The sequence below is a fragment of the Methylobacterium sp. A52T genome, assembly GCF_053346095.1.
Window position 1 is genome coordinate 77,303 of sequence record NZ_JBKFBI010000001.1, and the last position, 16,336, is coordinate 93,638.

Annotated in this window: 12 protein-coding genes; 4 read left to right on the forward strand and 8 right to left on the reverse strand. The window is 69.0% G+C overall.

All coding sequences use genetic code 11. From position 1 onward, the window contains the following. Positions 1 to 929: 929 nt before the first annotated feature. On the forward strand, positions 930 to 1,394 hold the full coding sequence (locus tag ACLBYE_RS00380; RefSeq protein WP_447692575.1) for a hypothetical protein: 465 nt from the start codon (positions 930 to 932) through the stop codon (positions 1,392 to 1,394). Between the two features lie 60 nt (positions 1,395 to 1,454). On the opposite strand, the gene ACLBYE_RS00385 is transcribed toward ACLBYE_RS00380, so the two are convergent. The 4 genes from ACLBYE_RS00385 to ACLBYE_RS00400 form a co-directional block, all read right to left on the reverse strand. After that, the gene (locus ACLBYE_RS00385; protein WP_447692576.1) at positions 1,455 to 1,736 is read right to left on the reverse strand and encodes a hypothetical protein; all 282 of its coding nucleotides are present in this window, start codon (positions 1,734 to 1,736) and stop codon (positions 1,455 to 1,457) included. Beyond that, positions 1,726 to 2,283: a metallophosphoesterase gene (locus ACLBYE_RS00390; RefSeq protein ID WP_447692577.1), complete on the reverse strand. Its 558-nt coding sequence runs from the start codon at positions 2,281 to 2,283 to the stop codon at positions 1,726 to 1,728. Before ACLBYE_RS00390 ends, ACLBYE_RS00385 begins: the two co-directional genes overlap by 11 nt. Before the next feature lie 681 nt (positions 2,284 to 2,964). Then, complete coding sequence (locus ACLBYE_RS00395) at positions 2,965 to 4,578, reverse strand: integrase arm-type DNA-binding domain-containing protein (RefSeq protein WP_447692578.1); 1,614 nt, start codon at positions 4,576 to 4,578, stop codon at positions 2,965 to 2,967. Positions 4,579 to 4,913: 335 nt separating this feature from the next. Then, on the reverse strand, positions 4,914 to 5,660 hold the full coding sequence (locus tag ACLBYE_RS00400) for a substrate-binding domain-containing protein (RefSeq protein WP_447692579.1): 747 nt from the start codon (positions 5,658 to 5,660) through the stop codon (positions 4,914 to 4,916). Positions 5,661 to 6,070: 410 nt separating this feature from the next. Here ACLBYE_RS00400 and ACLBYE_RS00405 point away from each other — a divergent pair, with 410 nt between their 5' ends. The 3 genes from ACLBYE_RS00405 to ACLBYE_RS00415 are packed head-to-tail and all read left to right on the forward strand — an operon-like array spanning position 6,071 to position 9,372. Beyond that, complete coding sequence (locus tag ACLBYE_RS00405; RefSeq protein WP_447692580.1) at positions 6,071 to 6,418, forward strand: ArsR/SmtB family transcription factor; 348 nt, start codon at positions 6,071 to 6,073, stop codon at positions 6,416 to 6,418. A gap of 47 nt (positions 6,419 to 6,465) precedes the next feature. Further along, on the forward strand, positions 6,466 to 8,175 hold the full coding sequence (locus ACLBYE_RS00410; RefSeq protein WP_447692581.1) for an MFS transporter: 1,710 nt from the start codon (positions 6,466 to 6,468) through the stop codon (positions 8,173 to 8,175). 15 nt (positions 8,176 to 8,190) lie between these two features. Further along, positions 8,191 to 9,372, forward strand: coding sequence for an SRPBCC domain-containing protein (locus ACLBYE_RS00415; protein WP_447692582.1), 1,182 nt, complete (start codon positions 8,191 to 8,193; stop codon positions 9,370 to 9,372). Between the two features lie 1,318 nt (positions 9,373 to 10,690). Here the strand turns inward: ACLBYE_RS00415 and ACLBYE_RS00420 are convergent. The 4 genes from ACLBYE_RS00420 to ACLBYE_RS00435 all read right to left on the reverse strand — a co-directional run bounded on the left by ACLBYE_RS00420 (position 10,691) and on the right by ACLBYE_RS00435 (position 16,327). Continuing rightward, a complete protein-coding gene (locus tag ACLBYE_RS00420) occupies positions 10,691 to 11,281 on the reverse strand; it encodes a TetR/AcrR family transcriptional regulator (protein WP_447692583.1) in 591 nt (196 codons plus the stop codon). Then, a complete protein-coding gene (locus ACLBYE_RS00425; protein WP_447692584.1) occupies positions 11,278 to 11,742 on the reverse strand; it encodes a nuclear transport factor 2 family protein in 465 nt (154 codons plus the stop codon). Before ACLBYE_RS00425 ends, ACLBYE_RS00420 begins: the two co-directional genes overlap by 4 nt. A 244-nt stretch (positions 11,743 to 11,986) precedes the next feature. Continuing rightward, complete coding sequence (locus ACLBYE_RS00430) at positions 11,987 to 15,130, reverse strand: multidrug efflux RND transporter permease subunit (protein ID WP_447692585.1); 3,144 nt, start codon at positions 15,128 to 15,130, stop codon at positions 11,987 to 11,989. An 18-nt stretch (positions 15,131 to 15,148) separates the two neighbouring features. Continuing rightward, positions 15,149 to 16,327 (reverse strand): efflux RND transporter periplasmic adaptor subunit, encoded by a 1,179-nt coding sequence (locus ACLBYE_RS00435; protein ID WP_447692586.1) that lies wholly within the window; start codon positions 16,325 to 16,327, stop codon positions 15,149 to 15,151. Positions 16,328 to 16,336: the final 9 nt, after the last annotated feature.

The following is a 16,336-nucleotide window of genomic DNA, read 5'->3' on the forward strand; positions in this document are numbered from 1 at the left end:
CCGGCAAACCGGCGCCGTCGTGAGCCAGCACCCGTCGCTTGCCGACGCCCGGGATGCCTGGCGCCGGCGAGCCTTCCCCAAGCTGGGCATGATCAAGAGCACCCTCGGGACGTGGGCCGCCGCCCAACTCATCCAGACCGTAACCGCCGCGGCGAATGCTGCCAGCCGCCGGGCCATCGAAGCGGAGACGAGGAACCGCGCATGACCGGCGATAGCATGTGGTCGAAGTGGGTGAGCGGGGAGGTCCCCATCGACCGCCCATACATTCCCGCTACCGCGCGACAGGCCGGTAGCGACGAATCTGCTCGCGAGGTCCCATTCACGCCCTGCCTACCGCCGGTCGCCTGCGGGGCGTGCCGGGCTCGCCACGCGGCTCCTCCGGCGCTCCCGGAATCCCCGCCCGCGCCGGCCGAGGACGCCCCGGTCGCGGAGGTCCTGGCCGATCAGGCCGCAGCGCCCGCTAAGGCCGTGGAGGAGGCCGACCCCGTACTGATGCGGGCGGCGCGGGATGCGGCGCGCGTCCGCGCGGCGATGAGGCGATTCGCGCCGCCGAGCAGGATCTCGCCCGGCCGCGGACGCTGACGCGGTGGGGCTACGGCGTCGAGCCGACGGCCCCGGACGAGCGTGCGCACATCGCCCTGCTGCGGACGGCCCAATGCGCCGGAGGCGCTGCGAGGCTTCGCCCCTACCTGACGGACGCCCATCGCGCCGGCGCGACCCGCGCCCGGCATGACGAGCTCGTCGCCGCCGAAGCCGAGTGGAAGGCCCGGGCATAGAGGGAGCGAAACCCGTCGCGGGGGTGATCGCACTCGGCTGTGGACGATTAACTACCCTGTTAACCTTGGACCATCTCTCGACTCCAGCGGCATCAGCAAGGTTGGCAGGGTCTCCTCGACGGCCGCATGGGCGGCTCGACGTTGAGGACCAAGATGACGAAGCGAAACGCGAAGCAAAAGCGGCAACAGGAGCGCGAGCTCACGGCCGAACAGGTCCAAGACCTCATCGACATGGCACAAAAGACAAGTACAAGCTTGCTCGCCGCGGACGAGATCAACCAAGCGTACATGCTGTTGGCCGTCTTCAACGCGGCTGACCGCGTCTATGGCCTCTGGCCGGACTCATCCCAGCCCAGCGGGTACGCGTACAGCATCATGAAGGGGGAGCCCGGCAGTGCCGCCATGCGGCGGGTCGCAGGCGGTCCGGACATGCTCGTGGGCGGCGTTTTCCAGCAGGACGAGATGCACGTCGACCTGACCCGCCAGCTGTACAAGATGCTCGACGGCTGTGGCGTCAACGAACAAGCATACAGGCTGGCATGGAGCATGTGGCTCGGGACCGTCCCCGCGAACATCGAGGCAACGAAGGCTCGCGTGCGGGGCTACCTCTCCGAGTGAGATCATGTTGTAGCGACGTGATGCGAAGGGCCCCGGCATCGCCGCCGGGGGCCTTCGCATTTAGGTGACGTGCTCACAGATGACGGTGTTGATGGTGGCCCCGAGGGGACAGTCCGCCGGCAGTGCCTTGCGGTAGGGCCCCCAGGTCCCACAGCCGAGGCAGCGGTACCCGTCGAGTGTCGCCGGGGTGGGCCACCACCGGAGGTTCTCAGGGGAGGATTCGCGCAGCCGGTTGTGGCGCTCGATGTGCGCCTCGGCGGCGGCCCGCGTCACAGCCACGGACACGCGCCCGCAGCGGAGGCACGTCACCGCGTCGTCCGGGATCTCGGTTTCAAGCGACATCGTCGGCCTCCTGTTCCTGCCCGAGCCGGATCTCCTCCGGGATGGCCGGTGTCGCAGCAAGGCGCACGCGGATCTGCTCCAGGGTGACCGGGGCGTACGACCACCTGTCGACGCCGACGTCGCAGGACTGCGAGGTGTCCGGAAGCGAGCCGTGGGTGTGGCCGAAAAGATGGATGCTCCCCCGCCAGACGCCCGGCCATGCCCTCATCGGGTAGTGCGAGAGAACCACGCGCTGGTCCTCGATGCGGCGGCTCAGCAGGTCGTGCTGCTCGTGCCACGGGAGGTTGAAAACGCGCCGTCGGTCGTGGTTGCCCCGGACGAGACACTTGCGTCCCCGGAGCCGGCGGAACAGGGCGGCGCACCGCTCCGGGCTCGCCCCGAGGACGAAGTCGCCGAGGTGCCAGACCTCGTCCTTCGGGCCGACGACGCCGTTCCAGGCCGCGATGAGAGACTCGTCGTGCTCCTCGATGGAGGCGAACGGGCGCCTCGACATCTGCAGAACGGACGCGTGGCCGAAGTGAGAATCGGCAGTGAAGTAGGTCGTCATAGGGCAGCCTCCGCGAAGGGGGCTGCGCACGCGCGTCACGCCCCGGGTGGTCGTCTCGTCTGGCGGGGGGCGCGTATTCGTTTCACGGCGGCCTCGATGGCTGGTGAGGGGGCGATGATCGGTGCGCGGACTCAGCCGGTCAACGGCGGCAGCGGGGTTATCCCTGGGCGTCGTGGTCGTGACGACCCTTTAGATAACGAGCCAAATTCGGGCCTTTCTCGAACGTGATCAGCACCTTGGACCCTTAAGGTAACGGGCGGTCCGGCGGCCCACCGGTCCGCAGGTCCTCGTAGGCTGCCCGGCACCAGGGCACGTATAGGGAAGGCCCTCTCTTGCCCCACGGTTTCGGACGCGGGCAGGTCCTGGTGATCCACCCTAGGACCGTATCGAGGTCGGCTCCCGGCCCGAGGCGGGCGGACAGCCGCTCCGTGTCCTAGTCACCACGGCGCCGGGGGCACCAGCAGCACGTCACCCGCACCCGACTTTAGGAAAAATCGCCAAGCCCACGAGGTTCGCGCATCCCGTCCTTCGACCCCGTTGAAGCCGCTGTCTCGTTCCCTATCTGTTCTCAAAGACGGAGGGGGCAATGCTTAGCTTTCAGGACATCGTGGATGCTGGACCCGAGGATCGCGACGCCTTGATGCGCGCCATGGCCGAGGACCTGATGGAGGCCTCCGGCCATCAGCGAGGTGGCCGGGGATTCGTCTCGGCCGAGCGCCCGCGAGATCTTGCCCGGGCTCTCGGAGCTCGGGGTTCCGGGAGGACCGGGACGGCCGGCTCCCGTGCGTCGAAGGTGGCCTTCTCGCGGGCGTAAGTCTGAAGGACGGCGGAGACCCATGCCTCCATGCCGAGCGCCTTCAACTCGATGCGCTGGGAGTGGATGTAATGCTTGAGAGTGATGGCGGCCGGGAGCTCGCGTTCCGCATCCTGGTCTCCGTTCGCCTTGGCCTTCGAATGCGCGAGGATAGCCGATCCTGAGCCGCCGAGCCGCTCCATGTCCAGGAAGGCCGGTAGCGTGCGGCGGACATCGTGCGCAGTCCAATGACGGATGCCGTGGCGCTCCATCAGGTCGCCCTCGGGTCTGACGGTCAGTCCGCCCTTTCGCGCCCCCTTTTCCTTGCCCTTAAGCCTGTCGAAAAGGCCGGTCATCGCCGAGGCCGTAACCGAACGCCGCGGGTTTCGCCCTGGGAACAGGAACGTGCTGGCACGGTCGATGTCGAATCGAGCCAGGGCCGCGAGCGCAGCTGGCGGGACCGGGATACCGTGGGGCTTGGGACGCGCCTTCTTCCGTCCACCGCCGCCCGGCCCCTTCATCTCGGCGGCGGTCCACGTCCAAACTTTCCAGCCGGGGCGCTCATCCCAATCCCGCGTTGTCGTCCGTCGCGTGCCGACGAGGGCGGACAGGCGCTGGCCGGTCAGCACGAGCGCCCACAGGGCTGCGAGCGCCGCATCGGATGTTTCCTTGGCGGTGCCGCCGAGGGCGCGGTAGTGCTCGGCGATGACGAGCGTGCGCGCGAGCTCGTCCAGCGTCGGGGTGTGGTCGCGCGTCCCGGACTGGTACTCAACCTGCACGCCCTCCCGCCACCAGGGGAACGCCGCGCTGTCGAGCCCGGATAGGACCGGCTCCTGGGCCTTGGCCCAGTCCATAGACGCCTTGATCGCCTCTACGGTATCTGCGGCCGCGCTCGCGGGGCGGCTCTTGAGAATGCGGTTTCGCAACGCGAGCAGGTCGGCCTGCGTGACGTCGCGGACCAGCTTGCGGCCGAGGTGGTCGTCAACCGACCGGCGCAGGTGCCGCTCGTACTGGGCAGGCCAGCGCCCTGGCTTCAGCGTCGGAAGCTTCTTCGCCAGGTAGATGTCCACCAAGTCGTGCCATTCCCAGGGACCGTCCCGGCGCCGTTCGTCCTGTGTGGGCTCGTGGAGGGTCTTCGGGAAAGCGACGGCCTTGGCCTTGCGGATGTCGAGCCCGCTCTTGGTCGCGTCCTCCCAAACCCGCAGGTCATCCCGGCTGGGGTTCTTCCCGGCCTTGAGGTCGGCCTTGCTCCGCTTGGCAGCCTCGCGCGCGGCGGCGACTGACATACTCATGTCGCCGAGCCGGATCGTGCGCGCCTCCGTCTTAAGGTGCCACGCGCCGCCCTGGCGCCCGACGCGCAGGATGAGCCCCGGGAACGTCGTGTCCGCCCATTCGTGACCGCGCCCCTCGAACGCCCCGCTCGCCACCAATGCGTTCGCCCGGTCGATCTGCGCCTTGCCGATGCGCACCCGCTCCCGCGTCCACCGGTTCGCCACCGCCATCAGACCATCCCCCCTGATACCAGCCCGATACCAGCCGTATCCGGGCCTCCCGGCGCAAGGGGGTGCATCGTTGGCAAGGGCGATTTCCCCTGCGATAACAATATCGTTGGGTCTACAGTTAACCGTCAGTTGGGATGGTCCAAAGTAATCGAGTCAGCTTCCCAAGCTGAATGTCGTCGGTTCGATCCCGATCGCCCGCTCCAACTTACCTTTCGGGCACCTCGCGCGCTCTTCCACCTTGGACGGCTGCCGTGCCCCAGGCCTCTCGAAGGCCGACCGCGCTCGCTCGATCGACCCTGCACGAACGCTGAACTAGGACCGCCTCGTGGGGCAGATCACCGGGCAGGCGATCCGCGACGTGACCGCAGCGGCTCCATCCCGACCTGTCTCATCGCGGCTTCGGCCTTGTCGGACTGTAGGAACCCGATCAGCCGTTCCGCCAGATCCGGGTTCTTGGCCGCCGCCACCGTCGCTGCGTTGAACGTCTGGACGAGTTGGACCGCGTCGGGAAGAACCCCGACCGGCTCGACGCCCGGAATGTTGACGAGCTCGCTGATCGGCCCCAACGCGAGATCGGCCTCGCCGGCTGCCAGCGCGGCGGCCGAGTCGGTTCCTCGTGGGTAGACTTTCAAACGAACCTTGTCGGCGACGCCGAGCGCGGGAAGGACCTCCCTCTGGATGAAGAGGCCGCTGGTGCTGCCCGGCATCACGACGAGGCGGGCATCCAGCAAGGTCCGGGTGAGGGCCGCGACTGAACTGACGTCGGATTTCGGCGCGCCCGTCCGAACGGCAGCCGCGAGGGGCGCGGTCGCAAGCTCGGCAATCGAGCCCTCGGCGATCAGCCCCGCGTCGACGAGTTCATGCAGTCCTTCGTTGGACAGGATGACGACGTCGACCTCGGCACCGTGGTCAAGCTGGTAGCGGATCGTCTTCGGGCCACGTCCTTGCGACGCGCCCGACCGGGTCTCGATCCTGATGCCTGTTTCCTGCTCGAAGCTCGGGATCGCCATGCGATAGGCGAGCTCGAAGCCTCCGGAGATCAGAACGGTGACCGTCGGTCCGCTATCGCGTGTCGATGTCATGGCTCGGGCGTCGTGATGCACGAGGCGGAACGGCCGCCATCTGCATTCTCCGTAGCGGTCAACGGATCTGCTCGCCATCCCGATCGGGACCGATGCGCAGCCGGCGCGGGGCCGGTCTCGATGACGGGGACGCTTGGTCTGCGCGTCCCGGTTCGGCTCGCGAGCCGCGCGGCGCTCCGGCGGAAAGGCGACCCGGACCGACCTTCGCGATGCTGCAACCTCCGAAGGTCGAGTGGACCGATCACGAGGCTGCGCGCCGCCGCGCGCTCCGTCCGGACGATCCTCACGCCCATGGCGTCCGCGAAGGCGCGCGGATCAACGCCCTTGAGGCTTGTGCCTCACCGGCGGCGCCCGCGGCTGATCTGAAACCGCGCCTTGACATAAAACCGATTGGTTTTTCATAATACCGTATGGTTGCTTTACCCGACGCGACGCTGAACGCCCTGTTCCACGCTCTCGCCGATCCGACGCGTCGGACGATCGTGCGGATGCTGGCCGACAGGCCGCTCAAGCTCGCCGAGATCGCCCCGGCCTTTCCGATGTCGAGCGTCGCCGTCTCGAAGCATGTGAGGACCCTGGAGGCCGCCGGGCTCGTGACGCGGCAGGTGCGCGGGCGCTCGCATTTCTGCCGCCTCGAGCCGATGGCCTTGATGGAGGCTCACCGGTGGCTCCAGGCCTACGAAGTCTTCTGGACCGAGCGCCTCGATGCCCTGGAGGACCTGCTCGCGGAGATGAAGCGGGAGGCGAAACCGCCCTGAGCCCGCACTCCGCCCGCTGACGACTCGAAGACATGGGGAGGACCATCATGGCTCAGGACATCGCCGTCCCTCGTCCCTCCGCGCGCACCGGACAGGCGCCCCGCGCGATCGCGTCGGGGCGCGTCCCGGAGGAGCGGACCCGCATCCGGCGGGTGATCCTGGCCTCGTCCCTCGGTGCGGTGTTCGAGGCCTACGACCTCGTCCTGTTCGGGCCGATGGCCGCCATCATCGCCCGGCAGTTCTTCTCGGGCCTCGACGAGGCCTACGCCTATATCTTCACCCTGCTCTCCGCGGCCGTGACCTTCCTCGCCCGGCCCTTCGGCGGATTGATCTTCGGCCCCTTGGGGGACCGCGTCGGGCGAAAATACGCCTTCCTCCTGACCATCGTGATCATGGGCGGCGCGACGGTGGCCATCGGCCTGCTGCCGACCTACGCGGCCATCGGCGTCGCCTCGCCGGCGCTGCTCGTGAGCCTGCGCATCGTGCAGGGCCTCGCCTTCGGGGGCGAGTTCGGCGGTGCCGTGACCTACATCGCCGAGCACGCCTCCGCGGACCGGCGCGGCTTGGCGACGAGCGCGGTGGGCATCACCATGGCCTGCGGCCTCGTTCTGGCGATCGTCGTCGTGATCGCCTGCGAGTCCGTGCTGGGCAAGGCCGCCTTCGAGGCGTGGGGCTGGCGGATCCCCTTCCTGCTCTCGGCCGTGCTGATGCTGGTTTCGGTCTACATGCGGCTGAAACTGCAGGAATCCCCGGTTTTCCTGCGGATGCGCCGGGGCGGGGGCGGCTCGCGCCGGCCTGTCCGCGAGGCCCTCGGGCGATGGGCGAACCTGCGGATCGTGCTCCTCGTCCTGTTCGGTCTCGTCGCCGGGCAATCGGTGGCCAGCGCGACGGGATCCTACCCGATCTACCTGCTGATGCTGAACCTGAAGATCGATCCGTTCCTCCTGCACTACACGATCCTCGGCTCAAGCCTTGCCCTCGTCGCCTGCATGGTCGCGGCGGGCTGGCTCTCGGACCGGATCGGCCGCAAGCCCGTCATGCTCGCAGGCTTCCTCGGCACGGCGCTGCTGGCCTGGCCGGTCTACGCCGGCGTGACGCGCTTCGCCCATCCCGACCTCGCGTCGGCGGTCGCGGCCAAGCCCGTCGTGGTCGCCGCCGATCCGGCCGGGTGCAGCCGCCAGTTCGACCCGTTCGGCATCGCCCGGTTCGAGAGCCCCTGCGACCTCGCCCGGCGGGCGGTGGCCAAGCTCGGCATCCCCTATGCGACGCGCGATCTGCCGGTCGGCAGCCCGGTGCGGATCGAGATCGGCGCGGCGAGTCTTGCCTCCTTCGATGGGACCGGGCTCGACAAGGCGGCGCTCGGGGCACGGACAACTGATCTCGGCAAGGCCCTGTCGAGCGCCGTCGCGGCCGCGGGCTACCCGGCCAGGGCCGAGCCTGCCAAGACGAACCTGCCGGCACTGATCGCCCTCCTCAGCCTCCTCAACGTGTTCGTGGCCCTGGCCTCGGCCCCGCTCGCCGCCTGGATGATCGAGCTGTTTCCGACGCGCATCCGAACCACGGCGCTGTCCGTGCCCTATGCCGTCGGCGGCTGGTTCGGAGGCTTCCTGCCGGCCATCGCCTTCTCGGCCTTCACGGCGACGGGGAACATCTATGCCGGCCTCTGGTACGCGCTGACCGTCCTCGCCGTCGCCTTCCTCGTCGCGGCGCTGTGCCTGCACGAGACGCGGGGCCGTGCCCTCGACGCAATCGCCTGACGGATCGCCCACGCCATGTCCGACACCGCGCCCGACACCGCGCCCGACGCCGCGTCCGGCCCGCCGCGGATCGCCATCGCCCTGGTCCGGCAGCTCGATGCCGCCGCGTCCCTGGTGTTCGAGGCCTGCACCGACCCGCGTCGCCTCGCCCGCTGGCTCACGCCGGGGGCCGGCGAGGTCCGCGACGCGAGCTGCGACCTGCGGGTCGGCGGCCGCTTCAGCCTCGAAGGCTGTAATCCGGACGGGCGCGCCTACGCGGTGTCCGGCGAGTACCTGGAGATCATGCCGCCGCGGCGCCTCGCGATGACGTGGCACTACGCCGGCGACGGACCGCTCGCCGGTCCGCCGTCGCGCGTCGAGATCGACCTGCGCCCCCTCGGGGTCGACGTGACCGAGCTGACGCTCTCTCATACGCGGCTCGACCGCCAGGACACCGCCGACCGGTACAGGGCGGCCTGGGCGATCTGCCTGGAGCGCCTGCGCTGGAGCACCGCGCCGAAATCCGACGCGGCCGTGTTCGCGCCGCCTCTGGGCGCGATCAGCAACCTCTACGGTCCCCGTCACCGCGTCTTCCAAGAGGCGTTCGAGACGGGCGACCTCGCGAACCGGCTGCGCAGCCTGTCGGTGACGAGCGAACTCACCGCGACCCAGCAGGCCTTCGTCGCGCGACAGGATCTGGTCTTCATCACCTCCGTCGACCATCGGGGATTTCCGACCTGCTCGTACAAGGGCGGTGCGCGGGGCTTCGTGCGCGTGGCGGGCCCGCGCGTCATCGAGGTGCCGAGCTACGACGGCAACGGCATGTACCTCACGGCCGGGAATCTCGCGGCCAACCCGAAGCTCGGCCTGCTGTTCATCGACTTCGAGACGCCGCACCGCCTGCGCCTCCACGGCACGGCGCGGATCGCCCGCGACGCGAGGGACTTGGAGCGTCATCCTGGCGCCGAGCTGGTGCTCAAGATCGACATCGCCGAAGTGTTCGTGAACTGCCCGCGCTACATCCACCGGTACCGTCGGGAGGCCGCGTCAGGCTTCGTGCCGGGGCAGGCGCGAGCGGGCGAGGTTCCGGCCTGGAAGAGGATCGATCTGTTCGCGGATGTCCTGCCCGACCGCGATCGGCGAGCGATCGACCCGCGCGATACCGGGACTATGACCCTGGCCGATTACCGGCTGCTGCTGGAGCGCGGGGAAACCTGACCCTGTACGGCCGCGGCCCGCTGTCAGGCCCTACACGTCTCGGCGCTCTGCGACGGGTCGCCAGCCCATCCTCTCGATCGGCCCCGTCCGGAGCCGGCCGGTCAGCCCTGACCCATCGTTCACCCCATCGACTCGCAGGATGCGCGATCCGCTGGATCGGCCTCCGCTATGGCGTGAGGCGCACACGGCCTTACCAGGTCCTCGGCTCGTGGCCTCTTCACCGGCGGCACTCCGAAAGAGTCACCGGCCGGTCAAACCCCGACCCGGAACCCAACTGCACGGCAGTGGCAAGGGGCGAAAGATCCGAGCCTCACCACGCCTCCTCGAGGACAAAGCGTCCGTGATCCTGCTCGCGCCGGGATGACTCCTGGTCGTTCCGACCATCATCGATGCTGACGACCACGGTCCCCCGGCGATCTCTGCCAAGCCAGAGCTTCCCCGAGGGGCCTCGGAAGCCCGCATAACCGTTCGCACACGATACGGTCCCTGCCCTCTCCGTACACAGCTGAGCCACGGCGGTCGGTCCCGCCGAGAACAGCGCGGGGGCGAAGGCGACGGCGGACCCCGCTGAGAGCAACACGGAGGCGAGGCCAATGGCGGATGTGACGCGCATAGCCGCAGGTTATGCATCCTGTGGTTGAGTCTCAAGTCAACTACGCAACCTGACCCCGGAGCTTCACAGGGCATCGGACGGCTTGGTAAATATCGGTCGGATGTCGAGTGGACCGAGGGACCGGCACAAGGCGGCCTCGATTCTGGAGCCGCTCCGGATTTCTCGAGACAGTTTGGTTCAGGTCGCGAGCCGCGACACGGCTCCGTGCGGCCTGGACGTCGGCCCGACCGAGCTGGGCAGATGGCGACCGCGGCCATCTCCGAGATCCCGGAAGATCGGGGTGCCTGCGGAACGGAGACATCCGCTCCGACGCCCCTCCACTCGGAAACGGAACGGCAGAGATTCACCCGTCGGAGACGCTCGCGCAGGCGGTCTGCGGCGACCGATGCTGGCGGAAGCCGGGTGATCTGCTCGGAAGGCCGGTTGCCGGAAGAGAGGACGGACGCCTCGCGCCCCGACCCGGCCATTCCGGCCTGTTCAGCGGCACCCCCGAACCGGACATTCGGATGCAAGCGGCCGTGTCGCCGTCTCATATGCCCGGTGAGGTGCACGACGAGAAATGCGGGTTTAATCGCGGTGGAGATGGGTCTTCGCCGGGGACCCTTGATCAAGCAAGCAATTCGCCTCGAATGCCAAATATTACAATTTTTGACTCGCCGCTGAATGTGTATCTGTCATAGCAGGCCACTGTGGAAGATCCGACTTCTATCCTTCTGCACTATGATCCGTGATTGCATCGATCAAGACAGAACGCTGTCGATGAACCACCCGGAGAAAGACGGCATCGTCCTCCAAGGCTCGCGCCAACACGATCGCGCCCTGTATCCCCGAAACCACCTCCTCAGCGACTTGCGAGGCTCGCGGTTCGTGAACGCCGCCGGCTCCCAGGCACTGGGCCAGAGCGGCGATCCAGCGCGCGAAGTAGCGCCTTATCCGCTCCGCGAAAACGGCTCCGGAGGCATTCAGGCCGATGCAGCCGACGAGACAGACTCTCCTGCCGGATCGGAAGTATTCCGTCACATCCTCGATCATGGACGTGACGGCCGCTGCCGGATCGCGCGCATGTTCCAACGTCGAGAAGATGACCTTCTCGAACCAAGCGTCAATGTCGGCGAGAACCGCCTCCATCATCTCTTCCTTCCCGCCGGGAAAGAAGTTGTAGAGGCTGCCCTTCCCGAGGCCGGTCGCCTTCGACAGCACCGACAGGCTCGCGCCCTCGAACCCGTGCTCGCGGAACGCTTCCGCGAGTGCCGGCACGGCGCCGGCGCGTTCGGTGAGGACGCGCTTCGCGCTCAAAGGCCCAGGTCGCTGAGCGAGGGGTGATCGTCGGGTCTGCGCCCGAGCGGCCAACGGAACTTCCGTTCCGCCTCGGTGATCTGCATCTCGTTGATGCTGGCATGACGGTGCGCCATCAATCCGTCTTCGGCGAACTCCCAGTTCTCATTGCCGTAGGCGCGGAACCAGTGCCCGCCGTCGTCGCGATACTCGTAGGCATAGCGCACCGCGATACGGTTGCCCGTGAAGGCCCACAACTGCTTGATCAGCCTGTATTCGTGCTCCTTGTTCCACTTCCGAGTGAGGAAGGCTTGGGCCTCCTCGCGATTGGTCGCGAACTCGACGCGGTTCCGCCAGCGCGTGTCGAGCGTATAGGCCTGCGCGACCTTGGCCGCATCGCGCGTGTTCCAGCCATCTTCGGCAAGACGCACCTTCTGGATCGCGGATTCCTCGGTGAACGGGGGAAGCGGGGGACGAGACATCGGGATCACCTCTCAGGACCATGTTGTACCGTTCGGTACAACATGGGCGCCGAGAGATCAAGCGCCCCGAAAGCCCTCCGGCTCTCGGTCGAGAGATCGGCACGCGGCGATGGGCATCTTTCCGGAGTGCCGTTCCCGAAACAGACCCGCGGAAATCCACTCGACCCCTTCGGTCACCTGCGGCTGCGCGTCTCTCGCGTCAGCGGAGGGTGTCCAGCCGCGCCTCTGGCACGGATGAGCACCCTCAGGGCACCGGGACGCCGCGCCGGACGGGACCGATCTCCGGCTGGCCGGCCGCCACGGAACCGAAGGCCCGCGCGATCAGGACGTAGAAGAGCGGCGTGACGAAGACGGCGAGCACCGTCGCGGTGACCATGCCGCCGAGAACGCCCGTGCCGATGGCCCGCTGGCTGTTCATGCTGGCCCCCGTCGCGACGGCGAGCGGCACGACGCCGAGGATGAAGGCGAACGAGGTCATGACGATGGGCCGGAAGCGCAGCTCGCACGCCTCCAGCGCCGCTTCCCGGACGGGCACGCCCCTGGCCACGAAGTCCTTGGCCACCTCTATAATCAGGATGGCATTCTTCGCGGTCAGGCCGATCACCGTGATCAGGCCGACCTTGAAGTAGACGTCGTTCGGCATGTCCCGCATCAGCATCGCGAAGACCGCGCCGACCACGCCGGTCGGCACCACGAGCAGCACGGCGAGGGGGATCGACCAGCTCTCGTAGAGCGCGGCGAGGCAGAGGAAGACGCAGAACAGCGCCAGCGCCAGCAGATAGACCGCCTGGGAGCCCGACAGCTTCTGCTGCAGCGATTGCCCGGTCCAGGCGAAGTCGAAGCCCGGCGGCAGCTGCCCCGCCAGCCGCTCCATCTCGGCCATGGCGTCGCCGCTGGCGTAGCCGGAGGCGGCGCTGCCGGAGATCTTGATGCTCGGGTAGCCGTTGAAGCCCACGACCTGCGACGGGCCCATCGTCCATTGCACCCGGGCGAAGGACTGGAACGGCACCATCTGCCCTTTGGCGTTGCGGACGTTCAGGTCGAGCAGATCCTCCGCCTTCATGCGCCGGACCGCCTCGGCCTGGACGATCACCCGCTGCATCCGCGCCTGGTTCGGGAAGTCGTTGACGTAGGCCGAGCCCAGGCTCGTGGAGAGGGCGTCGTTGATGTCGGCGAAGGTGACACCCAGCGCGCTGGCCTTCTGCCGGTCGAGGACGAGCTCGATCTGCGGCGCGGTCGGCAGGCCCTCGACGTAGACGCCCTGCAGGATCGGGCTCTGGGACGCCGCCTTGACGAGCTGGTCGCGCGCGGCCGCCAGCGCCGCGTGGCCCTGCTGCGCCTTGTCCTGGAGGCGGAAGGCGAAGCCGCTCGAGTTGCCGAGCGAGTCGATGGCCGGCGGCGAGAGCGACATGGCGATGGCGTCGGGCAGGCCGCCGAGGGCGGCGTTGGCGCGGGCCGTGATGGCGTCGGCGCTGTCCTGCGGTCCGCGCTCGCCCCAGGGCTTCAGCCCGACGAAGTTGATGGCCGCGTTCTGCCCCTGGCCCGAGAAGCCGAACCCGAGGAGCAGCGTCTGGCTGTCGATGCCGGGCTCCTTGGCGAAGTGCTCCTCGATGCGCTTGGCCACGTCGAGCGTGCGGCCGGTGGCGGATTCCGGCGGGGTCTGCGCGTCGACGATGACGTAGCCCTGGTCCTCGATGGGCAGGAAGCTCGACGGCATGCGCCAGTAGCCCCAGCCGAGCGCGGCCACGAGGAGGCCGTACACCAGGAGCGCCCGAACGGGCCGGCGCAGCAGGCCCGCCACGCCGGACCGGTAGGCCGCCGTGCCGGCGTGGAAGCGGCGGTTGAACCAGCCGAAGAAGCCGCCCTTGGCGTGATGGTGGCCCTTCTCGACCGGCTTCAGCAGCGTGGCGCAGAGTGCGGGCGTCAGCGAGAGCGCCAGGAAGGCCGAGAAGGCGATGGAGGTCGCCATGCTCACGGCGAACTGCCGGTAGATGACCCCGACCGAGCCGGGGAAGAAGGCGAGCGGCACGAACACCGCGACCAGCACCGAGGTGATGCCGACGATGGCGCCGGTGATCTGGCCCATCGCCTTGGCGGTGGCCTCCCTCGGCGGCAGCCCCTCCTCGCCCATGATGCGCTCGACGTTCTCGACCACCACGATGGCGTCGTCGACGAGGATGCCGATGGCCAGCACCATGCCGAACATGGTCAGCACGTTGATCGAGAAGCCGGCGAGCAGCAGCGCGCCGCAGGTGCCGAGCAGCGCCACCGGCACCACGATGGTCGGGATGAGGGTGTAGCGGACGTTCTGCAGGAACAGGAACATCACCGCGAAGACGAGGGCCATCGCCTCGGCGAGCGTCATCAGCACCTTCCGGATCGACACCTCGACGAAGGGCGTGGTGTCGTAGGGCACCGTCACCCGGATGTTGGCGGGCAGCGTGCGCTGGAGCTGGGCGAGCTTCGCCTTGACGCCGCCGGCGGCCGCGAGCGCGTTCGCGCCCGGGGCGAGCTGGATGCCGATGCCGGCGGCCGGGCGCCCGTCGAGGCGGGTCTGCATCGTGTAGGACTGGCCGCCGAGCTCGACCTCGGCCACGTCGCGCAGGCGCACGAGCGACCCGTCGGGGTTGGCGCGCAGCACGATCTCCGCGAACTCGGCGGGCGTGGTCAGCTGCCCCTTCACCAGCACGTTCGCCGCGATGCGCTGGCCCTCGGCCGCGGGCTGCGCGCCGACGGCCCCTGAAGCGACCTGCGCGTTCTGCGCACCCACCGCGGCCGTGACGTCGCCCGGCGTCATCCCGAACCCGACGAGCTTGACCGGGTCGATCCAGATGCGCAGCGCCTTCTCGGACGAGAACAGGGTGGCCCGGCCGACGCCCGGCACCCGCCGCAGCTCGCCGAGGAGGCGGCGGGCGGCGATGTCGCCGAGGTCGGTCTCGCTCAAGGAGCCGTCCTTCGAGGAGACGGTGACGAACTGCAGGAAGCTGGTGCTGGCCTCCTCGACGATGACGCCCTGCTGCGTCACCGCCCGGGGCAGGCGCGCCTCGATCCGCTTGATCCGGTTCTGCACCGCCACCGTCGCCTTCGACGGGTCCGAGCCCGGCGCGAAGGACGCCATGATCTGCGCCATGCCGGACGTGTCGCTGGTGCTCTCGAAGTACATCAGCCCGGGGATGCCGTTCAGCTCCTCCTCGATGATGCGCGTGACCCCGTCGTAGAGCCGCTCGGGCGGAGAACCGGGATAGGTCGCGCTCACCTGGATCGTGACGGGCGCCACGTCCGGGTATTGCGAGACCGGCAGGAACGCGAGGGAGATCGCCCCCACGAGCACGATGAAGATGGAGATCGCCCAGGCGAAGATCGGGCGCGCGATGAAGAAGCGGGTCATGGTGCGGTCCCGGCGCGGTCAGGGCTTCGCGGAGGCGGAGGACGTCCGGGGGCCCTGCCAGGGCGTCGGGTTCACCGCCATGCCGGGCTGTATCCGCTGGAAACCCTCGACCACGACGGTCTCGCCGGCCTTGAGCCCGTCCTCGACGATCCAGCCCGCATCCGTCAGCGCCCCCGCCCGCACGGGGCGCAGCGCGACGATCCTGTCCTCCCCGACCACGAAGACCTGCGCGACGCCGGCGCTCGACCGCTGGATGGCCTGGGCCGGGACGACGACCGCGCCCGGCACCAGCCCCTGCGCAAGGCGGATACGGACATAGGTGCCCGGCAGCAGGACGACCTTCGGGTTCGGGAACGTGGCCCTGAGCGACACCTGCCCGGTGCCGGGGTCGACGCTCACATCCGTGAACAGCAGCCGCCCGGCATCGGCGTGGAGCGCGCCGTCGGGCAGGACGAGGCGGACCGCCGTCTCCTCCTTGCCCGTGGCCCGCTCGGCCAGCCGGCCCGGATCGGCGGCGGGGGCGTTGAAATCCGCGAAGATCGGATCGACCTGCTGGATCAGCGCGAGCTTGGTCGCCTCGCCCTGGCCCACGAGGGCGCCCTCCGTGACGAGGGCCCGGCCGATGCGGCCGGCGATGGGCGCGCGCACGGTCGCGTAGTCGAGGTCGATTCGGGCGCGGGCGAGCTGCGCCTTCGCGCTCGCGACGTCGGCTTCGGCTTGGCGCAGGGCGGCGATCGTGAGGTCGTGCTGGGCGGTGCTGGCCGCCTGACGCTCCAGAAGGGTCTCGGTGCGCTCGGATTGCTTCAGCGCCTGCACCCGCGTGGCCTCGGCCCGGTCGAGGGCCGCGGACTTGGCATCGACCTCGGCCCGGTAGACGGCGGGGTCGATGCGGAAGAGGACATCGCCCTTCCGGACGAGGCTGCCTTCCTCGAAAGCGCGCTCATGGATGATGCCGGCGACCTGGGCCCGGACCTCGGCGACCCGCGTGGAGGTGAGGCGACCCGGCAGGTCGAGGGTGCGGGGCACCGCCCCGGGCTCGGCCCGAGCGGTCGAGACGTCGGGCGGCGAACCCGCCGATCCGGGACCGCCCGGTGCCTGACCGTCCGCCCCGGGTTTGCAGCCCTGCAGGGCGAGCGCCGCGACGAGGCCGAGGGCGGCGAGGGTCGGCGACCGCCGGGCCGGTGCGTGTGAGGGCATGGAAATCCG